General features: G+C 38.5%; 19 protein-coding genes. All 19 read left to right on the forward strand.

Annotated features, from left to right (window positions below; translation table 11 throughout):
• The first annotated feature begins 56 nt into the window (after positions 1-56).
• The 19 genes from CDZ94_RS17835 (at position 57) to CDZ94_RS17930 (ending at position 16,990) form a co-directional block, all read left to right on the forward strand.
• The gene (locus tag CDZ94_RS17835) at positions 57-854 is read left to right on the forward strand and encodes a DUF2935 domain-containing protein (protein ID WP_096439385.1); all 798 of its coding nucleotides are present in this window, start codon (positions 57-59) and stop codon (positions 852-854) included.
• On the forward strand, positions 855-1,844 hold the full coding sequence (locus CDZ94_RS17840; protein WP_096439387.1) for a nucleoside hydrolase: 990 nt from the start codon (positions 855-857) through the stop codon (positions 1,842-1,844). It begins immediately after the preceding gene.
• An 829-nt stretch (positions 1,845-2,673) separates the two neighbouring features.
• Positions 2,674-3,027, forward strand: a complete 354-nt coding sequence (locus CDZ94_RS17845) for a DUF192 domain-containing protein (protein WP_096439389.1) — start codon at positions 2,674-2,676, stop codon at positions 3,025-3,027.
• On the forward strand, positions 3,021-3,713 hold the full coding sequence (locus CDZ94_RS17850) for a hypothetical protein (RefSeq protein ID WP_096439391.1): 693 nt from the start codon (positions 3,021-3,023) through the stop codon (positions 3,711-3,713). Before CDZ94_RS17845 ends, CDZ94_RS17850 begins: the two co-directional genes overlap by 7 nt.
• A complete protein-coding gene (locus CDZ94_RS17855) occupies positions 3,714-4,475 on the forward strand; it encodes a hypothetical protein (protein ID WP_096439393.1) in 762 nt (253 codons plus the stop codon).
• Between the two features lie 38 nt (positions 4,476-4,513).
• Entirely contained in the window at positions 4,514-5,230 is a 717-nt protein-coding gene (gene cpaB, locus CDZ94_RS17860) for a Flp pilus assembly protein CpaB (RefSeq protein ID WP_096439395.1), read from the forward strand.
• 21 nt (positions 5,231-5,251) lie between these two features.
• Complete coding sequence (locus tag CDZ94_RS17865) at positions 5,252-6,514, forward strand: CpaE/TadZ family protein (RefSeq protein ID WP_157812041.1); 1,263 nt, start codon at positions 5,252-5,254, stop codon at positions 6,512-6,514.
• Positions 6,511-7,902, forward strand: a complete 1,392-nt coding sequence (locus CDZ94_RS17870; RefSeq protein ID WP_096439399.1) for a TadA family conjugal transfer-associated ATPase — start codon at positions 6,511-6,513, stop codon at positions 7,900-7,902. The genes CDZ94_RS17865 and CDZ94_RS17870 overlap by 4 nt, the downstream gene beginning before the upstream one ends.
• Positions 7,899-8,807: a type II secretion system F family protein gene (locus CDZ94_RS17875; protein WP_096439401.1), complete on the forward strand. Its 909-nt coding sequence runs from the start codon at positions 7,899-7,901 to the stop codon at positions 8,805-8,807. Before CDZ94_RS17870 ends, CDZ94_RS17875 begins: the two co-directional genes overlap by 4 nt.
• Positions 8,808-8,819: 12 nt before the next feature.
• Positions 8,820-9,704 carry a type II secretion system F family protein gene (locus tag CDZ94_RS17880; RefSeq protein WP_096439404.1) on the forward strand — a complete coding sequence of 295 codons (885 nt, stop codon included), beginning with the start codon at positions 8,820-8,822 and terminating at the stop codon, positions 9,702-9,704.
• Between the two features lie 29 nt (positions 9,705-9,733).
• Entirely contained in the window at positions 9,734-11,728 is a 1,995-nt protein-coding gene (locus tag CDZ94_RS17885) for a phage tail tape measure family protein (protein WP_096439406.1), read from the forward strand.
• A 12-nt stretch (positions 11,729-11,740) separates the two neighbouring features.
• Positions 11,741-12,457: a hypothetical protein gene (locus CDZ94_RS17890; protein WP_096439408.1), complete on the forward strand. Its 717-nt coding sequence runs from the start codon at positions 11,741-11,743 to the stop codon at positions 12,455-12,457.
• A 23-nt stretch (positions 12,458-12,480) separates the two neighbouring features.
• Positions 12,481-12,648, forward strand: a complete 168-nt coding sequence (locus tag CDZ94_RS17895; RefSeq protein ID WP_096439410.1) for a Flp family type IVb pilin — start codon at positions 12,481-12,483, stop codon at positions 12,646-12,648.
• Between the two features lie 24 nt (positions 12,649-12,672).
• The gene (locus tag CDZ94_RS17900; protein WP_096439412.1) at positions 12,673-13,161 is read left to right on the forward strand and encodes a prepilin peptidase; all 489 of its coding nucleotides are present in this window, start codon (positions 12,673-12,675) and stop codon (positions 13,159-13,161) included.
• Positions 13,161-13,562, forward strand: a complete 402-nt coding sequence (locus CDZ94_RS17905) for a TadE/TadG family type IV pilus assembly protein (protein WP_157812040.1) — start codon at positions 13,161-13,163, stop codon at positions 13,560-13,562. Before CDZ94_RS17900 ends, CDZ94_RS17905 begins: the two co-directional genes overlap by 1 nt.
• 13 nt (positions 13,563-13,575) lie before the next feature.
• Entirely contained in the window at positions 13,576-13,980 is a 405-nt protein-coding gene (locus CDZ94_RS17910) for a TadE/TadG family type IV pilus assembly protein (RefSeq protein WP_096439416.1), read from the forward strand.
• Positions 13,981-14,013: 33 nt separating this feature from the next.
• Complete coding sequence (locus CDZ94_RS17915) at positions 14,014-15,579, forward strand: hypothetical protein (protein WP_096439418.1); 1,566 nt, start codon at positions 14,014-14,016, stop codon at positions 15,577-15,579.
• 13 nt (positions 15,580-15,592) lie between these two features.
• The gene (locus tag CDZ94_RS17920) at positions 15,593-16,102 is read left to right on the forward strand and encodes a hypothetical protein (RefSeq protein WP_096439420.1); all 510 of its coding nucleotides are present in this window, start codon (positions 15,593-15,595) and stop codon (positions 16,100-16,102) included.
• 582 nt (positions 16,103-16,684) lie between these two features.
• Entirely contained in the window at positions 16,685-16,990 is a 306-nt protein-coding gene (locus tag CDZ94_RS17930) for a hypothetical protein (protein ID WP_096439424.1), read from the forward strand.
• The last annotated feature ends 5 nt before the right edge of the window (positions 16,991-16,995 follow it).

A 16,995-nucleotide genomic window follows, 5' to 3' on the forward strand; every position in this document is an offset into this window, starting at 1 on the left:
TGTCTAGTGAATAGAGTAAGGTGGGAAGGTATCATATACAAGGGGGAGTGTCGATTATGTACGAACAATCGGCTCATTTTGAACATACGTTTTGGCTTCAAGTAATGGGAGACCACGCAAGGTTTATAATCGATTCATTGCCTATAAGTGAGGAGAACGATATTGGAATTGCTAAAGAGTTTAAGGAACGCTATGACGATCTTTTAGAAAGGCTAGAAACAACGACAGATTACCGGGCATTTACAAAACAAGCAGAGCGGCTAACAGACCAGTTTCGCGAATACAAGCTTTCGATAATTAGACGACATTTAGAAGGAGAAATCAGAATTAACCTTCCACCGACGTTTATCAATCATATGGTGAACGAACTTGAAGAGTATCAATTGGTTATGACTTACTTGGCAAAGGGTGAAACACCCCCTATCTTTCATGAGCTTCATCACCACCTCGTTTGGCTGTTAGATGCAGCTGGTCACGCATCTGCGATCACAGGAAGCTTGGACATGACAGAAAAACAGATGCAGGAAAAAGGAGATAAGTTTGTCGGTAAATTTGAAGACTTTTATATAAAAGCTGTCGAGATGGAAGGATTCTTGCGGGCAAATATTGACTCTTTTCCAGCGTTAAAAAAGATGAACAAAGATGTTCGCCTTGAAATTGAATTATTTAAAGGATTCCTTCATGAGATTGAAGAGCTAGAATTAAATGATGAATTGCTTAGTACGTTTTCTCCCTTAATGGCTGACCATATGGCCAGAGAAGAATGTTATTACTTAATGAAAGTAGCCCAAGCAGCGAGTATGGACCAGCCCGATTGCGATCCGGCATCACCGAGAATTCAGGGTGATATGTAAGTGAATTGTAAAGAAAGGCCTTCGGCTAAACGGAGTACTAAAAAAATCCTCATTTTTTGTGATCCGGGCATTGATGATGCTGTAGCCCTCTTATATGCTCACATACACCCTGAAATTGACATTGTCGGTATTGTAGCCTCTTACGGAAACACGACGAGGGAAAATGCGATTCGAAATGTCATCTATCTTCATGAACTGTTTGACATGAAGCATGTGCCGATTTTCTCAGGAGCAGATGGTCCTTTTACAGGAAAGGAAGTCGTTGAACACATTGAGATTCACGGTGTATATGGTCTGGGGAAAATGAATATCCCAGCAATGATAGATGTTGAGCCTTTTGAAAATTTTTTTGACGTGATTGATGTAATAAAAAGATATAAAAATGAACTTACAATACTTACGACAGGTAGACTCACGTCACTAGCAACACTGTATGTTTTTTATCCTAGGCTAATGAAATTGAGTGTTAAAGAAGTTGTCTCAATGAGTGGAGCTTTTTTTGTACCTGGAAATATCACTCCGTTAGCTGAAGCAAACGTTTATGAAGACCCGATCGCTGCGAATTTAGTTATTTCTCTCGTACCGAAAATAACGATGATTCCATTAAATGTAACAAATGAACTATTAGTTCCTATGGAAATCGTCCATGACATTGCCTTTACAAATGGATTTGGGATCTTTGAAGCATTATTAGAATATTACTATGCTTTTTATCAAGCCTCGACAGAAGATGAATTAATAGGTACCCCCATACATGACGTCGTTGCAGCTAGCGCCCTCGTCAATCCACACTTTTTTGAATATAAAAGTTATCGTGTTTATGTGGAATCAATGAATTCAGAAACAGCAGGGACCACATTTCCAGACATCCGCCGCCTAGCAGAACTACCACCAGCACCCGAGCACCTCGTAGCCGTCGACGTAGACAACGACGCCTTCCTCGAAGACTTTATCCGAATTTTAACGCTAAACAAAAATGTAAATATGTAAAAAGAAGCCCGTTCCCATTTGAACGGGCTTTTCGTATGCATCAAAATAAAATCCCACAATTGTTCGGGGGACTGTCCCCCGAACTTTTTGTGAAAAGATTCGACAAATCGGAGGAGTCTAAAGTCCTGTTTATACTTTTTGATTAAACAGTTTTAAGAGAAAAGTTTTGTGATGGAAGATAAATGAATTGGCGTATTGATTTTTATGGTTTTTTAATCAATTTGGAAATAGTTAGAGTAAGTATTCGTGTAGGTATTTTGGGTTGGGTGAAATCCCTACCATGTTAAATAAGATCGAAATACCTATGACCTCAGCTCTTGAAGATGTCGAATTTTGTTACTAAATCACCCCTATTGTACTAAAGGTCTAAGAAATTTTTGTGTCGATCTCTTTTGGAAGGCTCATTAAATCGTTATATTACTGATTTCAACCGTTTATTAAGCTATTTTTAGATTTTCCCGATGTAAAAACAGAAAACCCTGGTTGTAAGACTTTTATCACTGTCTAAGGGATTTTGTAAATTGTGGTTGTTTTATTAAGTGTATTGGGGCCTTTATGACTAATTCTTATATCCTGGTTCGTGATTTGCTGAAATTAGCAATGAAGATTAGACTATGGTAAATCATAATAGGGGATATGAAGTTCTATCCTTATCCTCTGTATATAAGAAAAGCGCAAGGCGCTCTTACCCGACGACATGCTAATGTTCTGTCCGATAAAAAGTGCTAATCGGGTGGGTTATTTGCTACGAGGCGATGTCGCCTGGAGCTAGATACGGAAACGTAGATTTTTATACTTTCTGCTTAACTCTTAAAAAAGGCGGTCAATAATGCTGATCAATAATGAAACAGGTCAAACAATAGTCCTGGAGGTCAAAATTGCCGATACCAAACTTTCTAGAACGTTGGGCTTGATGGGGAAGAGCGAGTTTCATAGAAAAGTGTTGGTTATTAAAAATTGCAGTCAAGTTCACACCTTTTTTATGCGCTTTCCGATCGATATTCTCTTTGTAAGTGAGAAGGGTGTAGTAATTCACAAGGTCATTGGGTTAAAGCCTTGGAGGGTGACTAAAAAAGTAAATCACTCAAGTTATGTGATAGAGGCGACTTCAGGTAGCTTTACGTCACAAATCAATGTAGGTGACAAGGTCTCATTTCAAAAATCGGAGGAGAAAACATGGTAGAAGCAGGACTAGATCATTCAGCAATACAAGAAAGTAAACAACCGAACTATTTAAAGCGAGTAATTATAATACTCCCAGTTTTGTTTCCACTTCTTTTGGTCATTTATGCGATTTATACATATGGGTATAACAGTTTACTTAATGGAACTTCAAATGAGCTAACTGAAGCTTGGATATTAACATTTGCTTCGATGATATTTCTTGCACTAAACGGTTTTTTATTTGCATTAGTGGCAGGAGCAGATGAAAGTCAGGAAAAAGGGTTTGCCAAACTCGGGGCTGGTATACAAACAATAAAAGAGAACTTTGCCAATTTACTAACTACTTCTATTCTGTTTTTTGTTGTTACGACCGTTGGGTTATTTATGCTTATTATCCCCGGACTCATTGCGGCCATTGCCTTTTATCTCTATCCTTTTGTTGTTATTAAAGAAAAGAAGAAGAATTTTGGTGCGTTAAAACGTAGTGCGTCTATCGTTAAGAAGGGCTGGTTTCGGACGTTAGTTTGGATTGGCTTTTATTACCTATTGTTTATTGTTATAGGCGTCACGGTTTATATGGTGATTCCTGCAATAGGAGAAGCAGCGGGAGAAACTCTAGCAGGCGCTTTTGTTTTACCTTTTGAAGCTATGACGTTCTATCTTTTGTATAAAAAGCTTAAGACAAAACTGGCGGAGGGGTTATAAATGGTCATTAATGATCAAGCGTTACAACCTCGTCCAACCAATGAATTGCTATCTGAAGGGGTAAGGACCGGAGCAATGACATTTAGGTGGTATTCTCCACTGTTTTATCTTTTGACACTGCTCTATTTTATAGCACTGCATTTTATCTCGTTTTTTATATCAATACATACAACTGATATTGCAGCTACAGTTGTGATGAGCTTTGGTAATATTTTATATGGCTTTTTTATTTTTGCTTACATAACTGTTTTATTGCTGATTCCAGAAAGTGAAGGGAACAAAGAGAGGCGACGTTTAGCTAGAAAACCGTTTATCCGCTTAATTTTCCCTATTTTCGGTACAGGCTTCCTATTTTATATATTATTTCTTGGAGGGAGCTTATTGTTTATTTTGCCGGGGTTAATTGTATTTGTGTTTTTTCTACTTTTTCCGCAAGTGCTTACTCTGGAAAAAAAATCTGCTTTTTCTGCTTTAAAAAGAAGTGGTGTATTAGTTAAAGGGGCATTCTTTAAAGTAGCCCTTTTGTATTTTATTTTTTTAGGTACTCAGGCATTTTTTGCTATTATTGTTGCTCTTTATGTATCTGAGAGTGCCTTTTATATTACTGGCGTTATTGCAGCGATCGCACATATCTTAATTATCCCATTTCAAGCGGCAGTTATGAGCCTTTTATACTTTGATTTAAGGTCAGATTATGAAGCATTTGACTTAGAAGTACTAAAGTATGAAGCACAACAAACAATCGAATTCAAAAAAACTTAACGAAGATTTTCGTAGGAACCAGGGCAGGAGGATCATCAATGGTTGGAAAGGTTAGCTGGCGAATCATCTTAATTTTATTTAGTGCTATAATGATCGCATTTTTTACTTATCAATATTTAAATAGTTTAAAAGATACGACTACGGTCTTTATATTCTCTAAAGATATTCCAGTTAGAGGAGAAATAACTGCTGAACATATTGAGGAAATAGAAGTCGAGCTGCAAGCTGCTCTGTTATTAGCACAAGAAAATATTCAGTCTCCTGATGAAGTTATAGGTGGAATAGCGCTTCGTGAAATTGACCAAGGTGAAATTGTCAGATTAGACGAGAGGTCAATGGTCTTTCCAGAAGATCGTCAAATGTATATGGAAGCTTCAGGGGAATTGGATTTATCAGCCTTTGTTCCGAAAGAAAAAAGGCTGGTAACAGTAGCGTTACAACCTGAATCGGCGGTAGATAACTCGCTTAAAGCGAACGATTGGGTCGATGTTATTTATACCTGGACTGACCCAGTTAGTTCGGAATTTGTTTATACAGATACCATCCTTCAGCAAATTGAAGTTTTCAATGTCGAGAAATTAAATATTGAATCGGACTTAGGGAAAGAAGGAATAGTACAACACGTAACATTACTTGTAACGCCTCAGGAAGCGATAAATTTAACGCATGCTAAGCGGAATGGAGCTATTGATTTAGCTTTAAATCCTTGGAATGGGGAGCAAGAAGAGGTAGAGCGTATTAATAACAATCAATAACGTCAGAGAAGGAGAATGGACATGAGTACAGAGATTGCTTCAAAAGATCAAACCCAAGAACGTATTAGGATATTAGCTTGTGGTCTTGATGATTCCTTTTCCCACTCCTTGAAAAGCTATGTCGTTCAGCACTTGGAATTCATTGATTATGATAAGAAGTTTGATAGTTTAGTTGAATTACAAGCATTTTTAGCTACTGAACATGCGGAAATTGCTTTTGTACATATCTCTATGTTTCAAGACCTAGAGGAAGAGCAAAAGGCACTTTCAGAAACATCCCTAGCTAAGCTTATGATAATAACAGACAAGCTGGAACCTTTTAAGAAAATCCCTACATTGATGGAGCCTTTTACAGAGCTTGTTTATCAGCACACACCTGTACGTATTATCACTGAAAGAATGCTGACTTTTGAAACGAAGAAGAATTTAAGGCTTTATACACAGGCTCATCCTGAAACAAAGACAAAAGGCCAGAAGAAAACTGTTCTCGTTTATTCGGCAAAGGGCGGTGTTGGAAAAACGACGATTGCGATCAATATTGCTTGTCAGTTAGCCAAAAAGGATAAGAAAGTTCTTTTAGTAGATTTCGCTACATTCGGGAATGTCTCTGTCTCTCTGAGCTTACCAACAAGTGTCAGAGGGATGGCAGAAGCAATTGGTGTGTTAGAACAACCAGCAAGAGAAGAGTCTGAATTAATACAGTACCTCCAACAATCAATCTATACGATGCAATTTCAAGGGAAAAAACTCGATGTACTTGGAGCTGCTTCGGCAATGAAAATGACAAGCTTGGATTTGGAAAAAACAGATGAACTGTTATTATCTGTTCAAAGTCTAGGGTATGATGTCGTCATTTTGGACACGTCTTCCGATTTATCCGAGAAAAATGTTTCCTTGATGAGTGCAGCTACAGATATTTTATTTGTGAGCACAACAGATATTGCTGCTAGCTCATCGTTACTATCAACTATTGAATTAGTAGATACACTGAACCGCCCATTACAGAATCGTCATTTAATAATTAATCATTATAACGACACACTTGGTTTTCCGATAAATGAATTAGAATCGATCCTTTCGATGGATGTTTCCGTTGTTATTCCGGATAAATATGAACAAATTCAAGGCTATACGAACCGCGGTGTGTTACTTGCAGAAAAACCGAATTTAAAGCTAAACAAGTATTATCGTCAGGCCTCCCACCTTATTGATCCTGTTTTTACGGATAAAGAACTCGGAAAGAAGAAAAAGTTGTTCTTTAAAAAAGGTGGTGGGCGTAAATGAGCATCGAGGAAGCAATAAAGAGAAAGCTTTATTCAGGAGAAGAAGAGGATAACAATTCCTATTCGGGAATGAGCCACCAAGATGAACGAGTTGAAGAATTAAAGAGGACTGTTCGCGAGCACAACATGAAAGAAAGTAGCCGCAACAAGCAGCTTCTCTTGCAGAAGCAAGTCCTCAATTCAGCTATATGGCATTATCTAGAGAAAGAGTCCGAAACCCAATTTCGCGACTTGTTATTAACTAACGAAGAGAAACGCTTTATTGGGGAAGAAATTCGCCAGCAAATGGTAGGGTTTGGCATTATCGATCCATTAGTCAAACAATCTAATATTACAGAAATCATGATCAATGGTACTGAACAGGTCTTCATTGAAAAAAGTGGGAAATTACAATTAGCTTATGATGATGATGGTGATCCACTTAAGTTTGGCTCTGAAGACGAGCTGATGAACCTTATCGAAAAAATTGTATCTCCTATCAACCGAAAAGTAGATGAAAGTGACCCAATCGTTGATGCAAGGCTACCAGATGGATCGCGTGTAAATATTGTCATACGCCCTGTATCGTTAGAAGGTCCCATCGTTACTATACGTAAATTCCCGGAAAACCCGTATCCAATGGAAAAGCTCATCGAATTTGGAGCTTTGGATAAAGAAATTGCGGATTTCTTAAATGACCTTGTTCATGCAAAGTACAATGTTGTTATTTCCGGCGGTACAGGTTCTGGTAAAACAACTTTTCTAAACGCATTAAGTATGTTTATTCCTGGGGGAGAGCGAATCATAACGGTTGAGGACTCAGCTGAATTAAAGCTGACACAAATCGCTAACCTTGTACGATTGGAAACTCGTCCTGCTAATATTGAAGGTAAAGGTGACATTCCAATGCGAGATCTTGTCCGAACGGCTCTTCGAATGCGTCCTGATCGAATAGTTGTAGGTGAGGTACGAGGCGGGGAAGCACTGGATATGCTTCAGGCGATGAACACGGGTCATGATGGCTCTTTAACAACCGGACACGCCAACTCGGCAGTGGACATGCTCTCTCGACTTGAAACAATGGTGTTAATGTCAGGCCTTGAACTTCCTATTCCGGCTATTCGCAGGCAAATCTCTTCCGCAATAGAGCTAATCGTCCATCTTGGTAGATTACGAGATGGATCGAGAAAAGTGCTTCAAATTACTGAAGTACGGAACCTTAAAGACGGGGAAATCGAAACCGTGGATTTATTTAACTGGAAAATGAATGCTGATCAAAGTACAAAAGAGAAGCTTGTTGGCCGATTGGAGGCTACAGGAAATCAGATAATGCAGACTGGAAAGTGGGAGGCGGCAGGTCTTCATCCCCCTAAAATAAGAAATATTTCTTTGATGGAGGGATTACAATGACCGGTACTTGGACACTGTTCGGCTTTATAGCTGCGACATTTATTCTTCTTACCGCGTTTGTTGATCTCATTGCATTACTTACAAAAAGGCGCTTGCCGTTAAAAAAAGGGATCGTTAAAAAGTGGAAAAAACAAGGGATCTCAGCTAAAGAAGAGGTTAGTACAACTAAATATAAGAAACGAGAACTAAGTTTTTCAGAAATGATAATTACCGTATTTTTAGGCTTAGCTTTATTTTTTATTGGTCTCGTATTTTTTAGAAGTTTCTTGTTTTCACTATTGTTCTCGCTACTAGCCTTTTTTTATCCGCGTATAAAACGAAGGTCAGCAATCGAAAAAAGAAAGAAAATCTTTTTAACTCAATTTCGGGACGCAATGAATTCGATATCGAATTCATTAAGAGCGGGATCCTCTCTCCAAGTATCACTAAAACGGTGCGAAAGTGATTTGAGAAAAGAACTAATTACTCAAAAGGATAAACCAGTATTAGAAGAATTTGTGAAAATAAACCACGATATCGAGTTCGGGATGTCTGTAGATCAAGCCTTACGTCAATTTAAAGAACACATGCAATTAGAAGATGTCGACCAGTTTGTCGATGCAATTCTCATCACCCGTGCAAAGGGAGGAAATTTAACACAAGTCACCCGGAATACAGCTGAAAGAATTTCAGATAAAATAACCATTCAACAGGAAATTCAGCTGGGAACCTCCCAAAAAAGAATGGAAGCAAAAATATTAACGATTTTCCCAGTCGTCATGGTGCTGATCTTAATGCTTACAAATCCGACGTATATGCAGCCAATGTATGATTCATTTCTCGGAACCTTCTTCCTGTTTTTGGCAGCAGTATTGCTTGTAGCAAACTACTTTATCGGAAAAAAAGTGACAAATATTGATTTATAGGGGGATGCCACCATGGAATTAATTATTGCTTTTTTCATTTTCATATTTATCGTGGCTCTCTTGTTTCCATCAAAGTCTTTTAGAGCGATGATGATGCGTAAAAGGCTGCTAGCTCCAAAACAGGGAGAACGCGTCAAGCGAAAAGGAATTTTGGAAACCTCTACACCAATCGTATTAGCGGGCATGACCCTTCTAAATATTCGAGTAAGCCATGAAAAGAGAGAGGCGATCGTTGACCGTCTTCAAAGAGCAGGATATGAAGAGAGGATGAGTGTTGACCATTTTATAACGTTTAAGGTGCTATGTGGATTTGGTGCTGCAGCTTATTTTCTTTTCTTAGGTGCAGCCGGTGATCATTTCCTTTTCTTCTTTGCTCTCATTGCTCCTGTACTCGGTTTTAGCCTGCCAGACTTCTGGCTGAAACAAAGAGTCAAAGCGAGACAGGAAAAAATACGTAGAGAGCTTCCCTATGTCTTAAATTCAATATCGATTTTGTGTGATGCTGGAATGAATTTATTTTCTTCTATTCGAGAAGTTTCAGAAACAAAAGAGGGAGAACTCCCACAAGAACTTGAACGCGTCATTAAACAGGTAGGAATGGGTGTATCACAAATGCAGGCATTAGAAAATATGTCCATTCGTTGCCAGGTCGATGAAGTTAGCCGCTTTATATCTGCAGTCACTCAAACGATAGAACGAGGAAGCTCAGGTGTGACGGCTGTACTGAGACAACAGGCCGCAGAAGTATGGGAAGCGAGAAAAAAGAAAGCGCAACAACTTGGTGAACAAGCTTCTTTGAAACTTTTCTTTCCGCTTGTCTTACTTGCATTCCCGGCCTTAGCCATTTTCATCCTCGGGCCAGTAGCTATTAACCTTCTGGACTTTATTAGAGGATAAATAACTCAGGTAAAGAAGGGAGGGAAAAAATGAAAACGAAACATATTCGAAAAATTGCTTTAACGCTCGCATTGTTCATCCTTCTTCAGCCTTTCGCTATGAGCTTAACGATCATCATGGAGCCAGTAGCGGCAGCTGAGAGTGAAGAAGACGAAGAAGAAGAGCGAAAAAGCCCGCGCCCGGGTGTAAGAAACGCTGATGACCGCAGTGACAGGGCATCAAACTTTAAACCTGGCTCTGGCGGCTCATCAGACTCAGGAATTAACCGGCCAGGTACTCCAGGCGGAGAAGGTGGCAGTCCTGATGGAGGAAGCGGTGATCCAACCGGAGGAAGTGGCGACCCTACTGGAGGAAGCGGTGATCCAACCGAAGGAAGTGGCGACCCTACTGGAGGAAGCGGTGATCCGACCGGAGGAGGCGGCGATCCTACTGGAGGAAGTGGTGATCCGACCGGAGGAGGCGGCGATCCTACTGGAGGAAGTGGTGATCCAACCAGAGGAGGCGTCGATCCAACCGGAGGTGGCGGTGACCCTAATGGGGAAAGCGATGATCCAACAGGAAGAAATAGCGATCCAACGGGAAGAAGTAGCAATCCTAATGGGGAAAGCGGCGATCCAACCGGTGGCAATGGTGATCCGACAGGAGAAAATGGTGAGGGAGAAGGAGCCAGTGGCGGTCCTAAGGAAGTATTTGAATTTTTGGTTAATACTGATGAGGTCTTTCAGTCTGTCTCTAAAACGAATAGTCCCATCGGAACTCCAGGGGCTAGGCGAGCTGTTTTGTCAAACATTGAGCTTTTTGATGATGAAAAGCAGCAAATAGCATATGAAGATAGTTTAAGGGCGGCTGGATACCTATCGTCTTTACATTCAGAAGTGGGCCATGTACATCGATTTAGAACAGGGAAAGACTTAGTAGCAAGAGATTGGTTAACTGGAACACCTTATCAGAGTTCCTACCAACATATGAAACATATTAGTTCTACTAATGCATACGTAACTCGATATTATCAAAAAGGATTTAAAGTATATCAAGATGTAAGGTATGTCAATGAAGCACGACATTCGTTGACAATGTCCAAAGCGATCAATCCAGTTAGTTGGATGTCTTCTCAAGCGAAGAACATTACAACTAGTATGTATAACAATATTGCTAATGTTGCAGCTGGTACGATGAATCATATAGATAAAGGGCTACAAGGTATAGGTAGAGTAATAAACTCTTCGGGTAATTGGATAAGCGGAGTTACTAAGAATTTTGCTAATGAAGTTAGAGCAACTTCAAATATTGTTACTTCAGTAAAAAATACCATGAAAAGTGCACCAGGTTATTTAGGGATGTCTATACTGGATGATGTATCTAGAAAAGTTGATGGTGTAATAAGCGGCTTTAATACTGCTGTCCAAACTACCCATAATTTCACAAGCAGAATTGCTCAAACTTTATCGGACTCTAATTTAACTTCTCGTTTCCAGTCTATGGCAACTACAGTGGGTAATTTTGTTTCTAATTCTTACGATAAGACAAGAAATATAATGTCAACTGTATCTAATAGTAGGGTAGGAAATGTGATCAAAGGAGTCGCCTCTTCTCCTATAGGAAGAGCTGCAGGCGGTATATTAAATGGTTATGTAATAGCTGATGGATACAACGCACTTACTGGTTCTGGTCCAATAAATGAAAGGATCGGAGGAGCTATTAACATTGGTAGCGGTGTTCTTGGTATAGGTGCTGGGATAGCTTTATTTGCCGGTGCCACTGCAATTGCTCCAGCTCTAATAGCAGGTGCTGCGGTGACTGGTTTAATAGCACTAGGTGTTACCTATGGTCCGCAAATTGTTAATGGTGTAAAGAGAGCCGGGAAATGGGTTGGTGAACAAGGGAGGGCCTTCATGTCAGACCCTGGTGGGTATGTCAGTGATGTAGCCTCAAAAGCAAAAGATACAGTGTCTAAAGCAAAAGATACCGTATCCAATGCATTAGACTCAGGTAAAAACTTCGTAAGTGGATTGTTTGGTGGTTAGGAGAGGGATGATATGAAAATAACTTTATTTACAAATTTTGCTTTTTTGTTGCTGGTTGCCGGATGCGGCACCAGTAACCCCTCTTCAGAAATAAGTTCAGAAAGTGAAATGACTTTAAATCAAAGCAATGAAAAACTTATCCATAGAATGGAACAACGAGGGTATAGCTTTGATGAGAATGAAGAGGATGAAACTGCAAAAAAAGTGGAAGTAGAGATCCCTTCCCCGATAGAAGAGTTAAGTAGTCATGAGAATTGGGCTAGTGTAGAATTACAATTAGACGACTTGGACTTAGGAGCATACACTCGTGAGGAAATTAACTATTTCATTGAAGACCATGAAGAGAGATTTCCACCGCCAAAAGTAAATAGAATTGATGCCATTGCATCTGTGATATATGAGGAAGAAGAATCACTGCTCTTGGTTGGGCTCTTACGTAATGGCTTCTCTGATGAATCTTTTAAACAAGAACGCTTAGAAGGTTCAACACTTAGACTTGTAGATGCTAATCTTTCTCGCTGGGCTGAAACGAGCTTTTCAGCAGAGTTAGCCCGTGATGTGCTTGAACCTAACCAAGTTGTACCTTTTCGTCAAAGTATACCTATAGAAGATATTCATCACCCGGAATTTGATTTTGATTCGTTTCATTATTTCTTATCCTTTCATTTAAAGCCTGAGGAAGAAGATGATGACGAAGAGGAAGACGAAGATGAAGATGAAGATGACTAAAAAATTTTTTGGAGGAGATGTAAATGAATTTATTAAAATCATTTTGGGACGATGAAAGTGGACAAGCATTAAGTGAGTATGGTGTAATATTAGGCATTATTCTAGTTGGTGTCATCGGAGTCATTGTAACGTTTAGAGAAACGATTATGGGCGTATTTCAATCCATTGTTGAACAACTTGGTAACATCTAATTTTGTTTTGAGAGGGTTTAGAAAATGATATTTTACATTACAATCTTACTTCTAATCATTACAGCTATCGATTTTAGAAAAAGGAAGATTCCAAACCCTCTCATTCTCATTTTATTTTTTAGTATTCTAGCTTATCAATTAACCGTAAATATACATTTCATTGGGCATTATGCCCTTAGTTTTTTTATAACTTTCATTTTGTTTTTCCTATTATATCTTGTTCGTTATCTCGGTGCTGGAGATGTGAAGTTAATTGCTTCATTATCCCTATTTTTTATTTTCCCTTTAACTCTTTATTACTGGCTACTTATAATTAGTTTTGGGGTTATAACTTCTCTAGCCCATGTAGTGTATAAAAAAGGGTGTCAGAGAGTGTCCCAGTTAATAACTAGGGTTTTCTTATTTAATGGAAAGGGGTTACCTCACACGGAGAAAGAAGAGCAAGTGTTATCATTTCCATTTTCAATAGTTATTCTAATTGCTTGGGGAGTGGCGGTAGGATGGTTTCTATAATGAAGAAATTTAAAAAAAATCAGGGTGGCCAAGCTGTAACAGAATTTGCGATCGTTTTACCTGCACTTATTCTTTTAATTGTCGGTGGATTAGTTCTTGGTATCGCAGTATACAATCAGGTAGTAGTAGTAACAGCCGCGAATCAGGGCGCACGACTTGGAGCTGCATTATCAGCAGATGAAGATATCCCGATGCATGTTGCGGCTAGTCGTGCCAAGAACTCTACAGAAAGTGCATTATCTACTACGACTGGTCAGTGCAACCCAGCAAGCGCCGGACCTAGTGCGAATGGTCAAAGCTTTGAGGTTGATGTTACTTGCCAATACGCTCTTCCGATTCCTTTCATGAATACGAGTCCGTTGACGCTTCAACATCGAGCTAGCTATCATATCTTTGAGTGAGTGTGATCAATATATGTTAAATGAAAAAGGATTAGTAGTTCCTTTAGTTGCGGTTTTAATCCCTGTATTCTTAGGTGTGATAGGATTAATGGTGGATGTTGGGTTTATGGCAACGAACTATTTTAAATTAGCTAATGCCGTTGACTCCGCAGCATACGCTTCTTTAGATGGCTATGATCGGGAAGCATGGGAAGAAAATGAAATCATTGTCATTGACGGCCAAGGTGCGAAACAATTAGCCGAAAGATATTTAAATGAGAATATGGCAGAAGCAAAGTTAACCTCCTTTGAAGTGGATGACACTTCAGTAACCATTGAAGCAGAAGCGACTTCCCCTGTTTTCTTTATGAAATTATTTGGTTTTACAGATCGATCGATAACTGCGTTAGCAGGAGCTGATTTAACTGATCCCAATTAAATTCTTGTGTCAATGAAGGAGCGTGAATAATTAATGAGTTCAAATCAAAGTTTGGCTTCAAATGGATTAGATCAAACATTCTGGCTTTCAAAACCTCCAAAGAAATTGGAGAAACAATTTAAAAAACATGCTATACCGGTTTTTCCAATCAATAGCTCAATCCCAATAGAGTTAGATGGAGAGAAATACTATATTGTTGGGAATGGCCATGACTATGACTACGTATTCTACCCTTTATTTGATATTTATCGCGAAGATGGCACTATAGAGAGGGATGAAGGGAAAGCACAATTTATTCATAAGACAGTTGCTATTTTACGTGCTTGTACAGCATTAGAAGTTGTGAGTACCGAGTGGGGAAAGCAAGGCAATAGTTTACCTCAAAAACATAAGGTCGTAGAGAATGTTAGCTCAAACCTTTCTGAAGGAACAGATTTGCTAGACCCTTTAATCGAACTTTTTCAAGATCAAAAAAAATATCAAGAATTGCTATCTTTTCAAAAGATGATGACAATTGCCAAAAAGGTTAAAGATAAACAAAATGTGAACAAAGAAGATGCTGAATGTTTAATTCAAGAGTTTAAGCAGTTTTGGAAAGAGTTTCAGTGTCGAGCAAAACATCTTTACTTACTTTTTGAAATAAACCCATCATTATTACATCAATGCAACATGATTGAAGATTCTCCAGAAAAGGAGTGGCTTTTAAGTGTAGCTAAAGAGTCAGGGTATTTACATCCACTGTTTTTTAGTTTTAGTGATATGATGTCAAATAAACGAGAAACGCGCCCTTTTTCAAGTGATCTCTTAACGATGATTGATTGGCACTATCAACTCATGCGTTCAGATCGAATTCAAATTAATGATGTTAAACTTTCAAAATTAGAGCAGGTAATTTATCCTGTATTTAAATGGTTAATGGCTTTTTGCAAATGGTTTGTAATCCCTGTTGCACTGTTAGGGTTTTTAGTCACAGGCTTCAACTTTGCTATTCTAGTGTTTCCCGGCCTTTTTCTCTTTCTTTATTTACCGATATATCGTCAATTTAGTAAGCGGTTAAAGATTAAGCTCTATTACCGTTACGTTGAAAGTCACCTTTACAAACATCTGAAGGATGACAATATAAAGCAAGATGATTATTTACATACAGAAACAATGAAAGACGAATTTGAACCTTTTGAAGTAACTGGTAGCACTATTAATGAATCAGTTGGAATTATCCTATTTGCTGGTTTACCAATGACTGTTCTAGGCTTATATTTCGTTTTGATTCAGGGAAAATCATTAAGTGGAATAGAAGGTGTTTTTGTTTTTGGAGGTTTAGCAATTACGATCTTCTCAGTTATCATGCCTTATTTAAAAATGAGTCAACGTACACTTCGATTTAAAGAGCAGTATGTTATCTATAACCGTAACGAGGTATGGCCACAAGAACTAATTAATGTTACTTGGAAGCCTGAAAGTAAGGCGTTAGCACTTGAAACTATTAATAAAGTTACTTACAAATTTGTATTAAATAAAGATCAAATACCTGGTTCTATAACTAAAGTTAAAGAATGGGCAGAAGGTAATAACGTGCCTTTTGAGATAGATGAGAAATAGAGGAGTATGTGCTATGAAAAAATACCTTTTTACTTTCAGTTTAATTTTACTTATTGTTGGCTGTTCAACTAAAGAAACTATGGAAGAAGAGTATACTTTATTTTGGGATACGCGTGAAGAAGTGGACCCGTACCCTACTTACCGTTTATTTGTAGACAGCTTCATGGAAGAGGGAGATTTAGAAGAGGTCGAAGCAAATTACCAAATTGCATTAGAGCAATTAAGCGAAGCTATTCGAATTATTGAATCTTTAGAGTTTGAGACATCTGAAGTGGTAGAAATAAATGATCTCTATGTTAAAAGCTTACAGGAATATAAAAACAGTGTTCAATTATTTGAAGATAGCCTTCAAGAAGCGATTAATGATAATTCAGATGATCGAATAGAAGCCTTCAGAGAGCATACTTATAATGCGAATGTTTATCAGGCTAGGCTTTTGAACCGTGAGATAGAATCGGGCATCCGAGGTGAAGACCACATAACACCTGAAATGGAGAGTTTCATAGATGAATATCTTGAATAACTAGGTAGAAGGCAGGAGCAATCCTGTCTTTATTTACTGTTTTTCATTGTTCATAAGGGATGGATTTGGGCACTTCTACCATGTCAGGTTTCTCTTCAAGTTACGGTTCGTTTGGCAATTACGTCACTGCAAGGGGATGTAACGGCGACTGGGATTTTAGTTATATCCGTTATTGTTGTTGTGCGAGAAGGAAGTTTATGAAACCAAGTCATTGACAGGAATGTTACTACTTTTTCCTGGATTTTGGGGAGGAATTGCTTTGACCACCCCAGAATGGAACGAAAAATTTACAAGTTTTACGGTTGTAATCACTTCGGTTTTATTAATTTTCTTTCTATATTTTTGTATATGGAAAAAATACACAGACCCAAGGTGGTATGCATTATTTTAGCTTTATGTGGAGATTTATCCGCTATTTTTATGTTGATCCTTTCCTGGAGACTAGCAGGTGAGCCTCAGTGGTTAGTTCTTATTCAAATAAGGGAAATAGCATGAGTGTTATTCCTAAATTAATACAGTGATTTAAAAAAAGTGAGACTATAGAATAGTTAATTCGTACATTACATATAAGGAGAAGGTATTATGAAGGGGAAATTATACTACGGGATTATGCTTGGAATGTGCATTGTTTTGGTAGTCGGCTGTTTGAATGACGAAGCAGCTGATACTGTTGACTCTTCTAAAGAAACTGAAGTAGATGTACAAGAAAATGGAGGAGATTCAATTGAAGAGGATGAGGAGCAAGGGGAAGGTAATGAGGACGATGCCAAGGAAGAAGAAAAGCTTGGTGTATTCCGTGAAGATGTGATGATAGAGGGAACGATAGAGGTTACTGATGATAAGATTGTGGTGATGGAGAGAGTAATCTTGTTGAGGGGACAGTTGTAATAGGA

It is taken from the genome of Alteribacter populi (assembly GCF_002352765.1).
Taxonomy (GTDB): domain Bacteria; phylum Bacillota; class Bacilli; order Bacillales; family Salisediminibacteriaceae; genus Alteribacter; species Alteribacter populi.

Coding starts and splice junctions, on each gene's coding strand:
- CDZ94_RS17835 (WP_096439385.1), top strand. CDS start 57: ATGTACGAACAATCGGCTCATTTTGAACATACGTTTTGGCTTCAAGTA.
- CDZ94_RS17845 (WP_096439389.1), top strand. CDS start 2,674: ATGCTGATCAATAATGAAACAGGTCAAACAATAGTCCTGGAGGTCAAA.
- CDZ94_RS17850 (WP_096439391.1), top strand. CDS start 3,021: ATGGTAGAAGCAGGACTAGATCATTCAGCAATACAAGAAAGTAAACAA.
- CDZ94_RS17855 (WP_096439393.1), top strand. CDS start 3,714: ATGGTCATTAATGATCAAGCGTTACAACCTCGTCCAACCAATGAATTG.
- cpaB (WP_096439395.1), top strand. CDS start 4,514: ATGGTTGGAAAGGTTAGCTGGCGAATCATCTTAATTTTATTTAGTGCT.
- CDZ94_RS17865 (WP_157812041.1), top strand. CDS start 5,252: ATGAGTACAGAGATTGCTTCAAAAGATCAAACCCAAGAACGTATTAGG.
- CDZ94_RS17870 (WP_096439399.1), top strand. CDS start 6,511: ATGAGCATCGAGGAAGCAATAAAGAGAAAGCTTTATTCAGGAGAAGAA.
- CDZ94_RS17875 (WP_096439401.1), top strand. CDS start 7,899: ATGACCGGTACTTGGACACTGTTCGGCTTTATAGCTGCGACATTTATT.
- CDZ94_RS17880 (WP_096439404.1), top strand. CDS start 8,820: ATGGAATTAATTATTGCTTTTTTCATTTTCATATTTATCGTGGCTCTC.
- CDZ94_RS17885 (WP_096439406.1), top strand. CDS start 9,734: ATGAAAACGAAACATATTCGAAAAATTGCTTTAACGCTCGCATTGTTC.
- CDZ94_RS17890 (WP_096439408.1), top strand. CDS start 11,741: ATGAAAATAACTTTATTTACAAATTTTGCTTTTTTGTTGCTGGTTGCC.
- CDZ94_RS17895 (WP_096439410.1), top strand. CDS start 12,481: ATGAATTTATTAAAATCATTTTGGGACGATGAAAGTGGACAAGCATTA.
- CDZ94_RS17900 (WP_096439412.1), top strand. CDS start 12,673: ATGATATTTTACATTACAATCTTACTTCTAATCATTACAGCTATCGAT.
- CDZ94_RS17905 (WP_157812040.1), top strand. CDS start 13,161: ATGAAGAAATTTAAAAAAAATCAGGGTGGCCAAGCTGTAACAGAATTT.
- CDZ94_RS17910 (WP_096439416.1), top strand. CDS start 13,576: ATGTTAAATGAAAAAGGATTAGTAGTTCCTTTAGTTGCGGTTTTAATC.
- CDZ94_RS17915 (WP_096439418.1), top strand. CDS start 14,014: ATGAGTTCAAATCAAAGTTTGGCTTCAAATGGATTAGATCAAACATTC.
- CDZ94_RS17920 (WP_096439420.1), top strand. CDS start 15,593: ATGAAAAAATACCTTTTTACTTTCAGTTTAATTTTACTTATTGTTGGC.
- CDZ94_RS17930 (WP_096439424.1), top strand. CDS start 16,685: ATGAAGGGGAAATTATACTACGGGATTATGCTTGGAATGTGCATTGTT.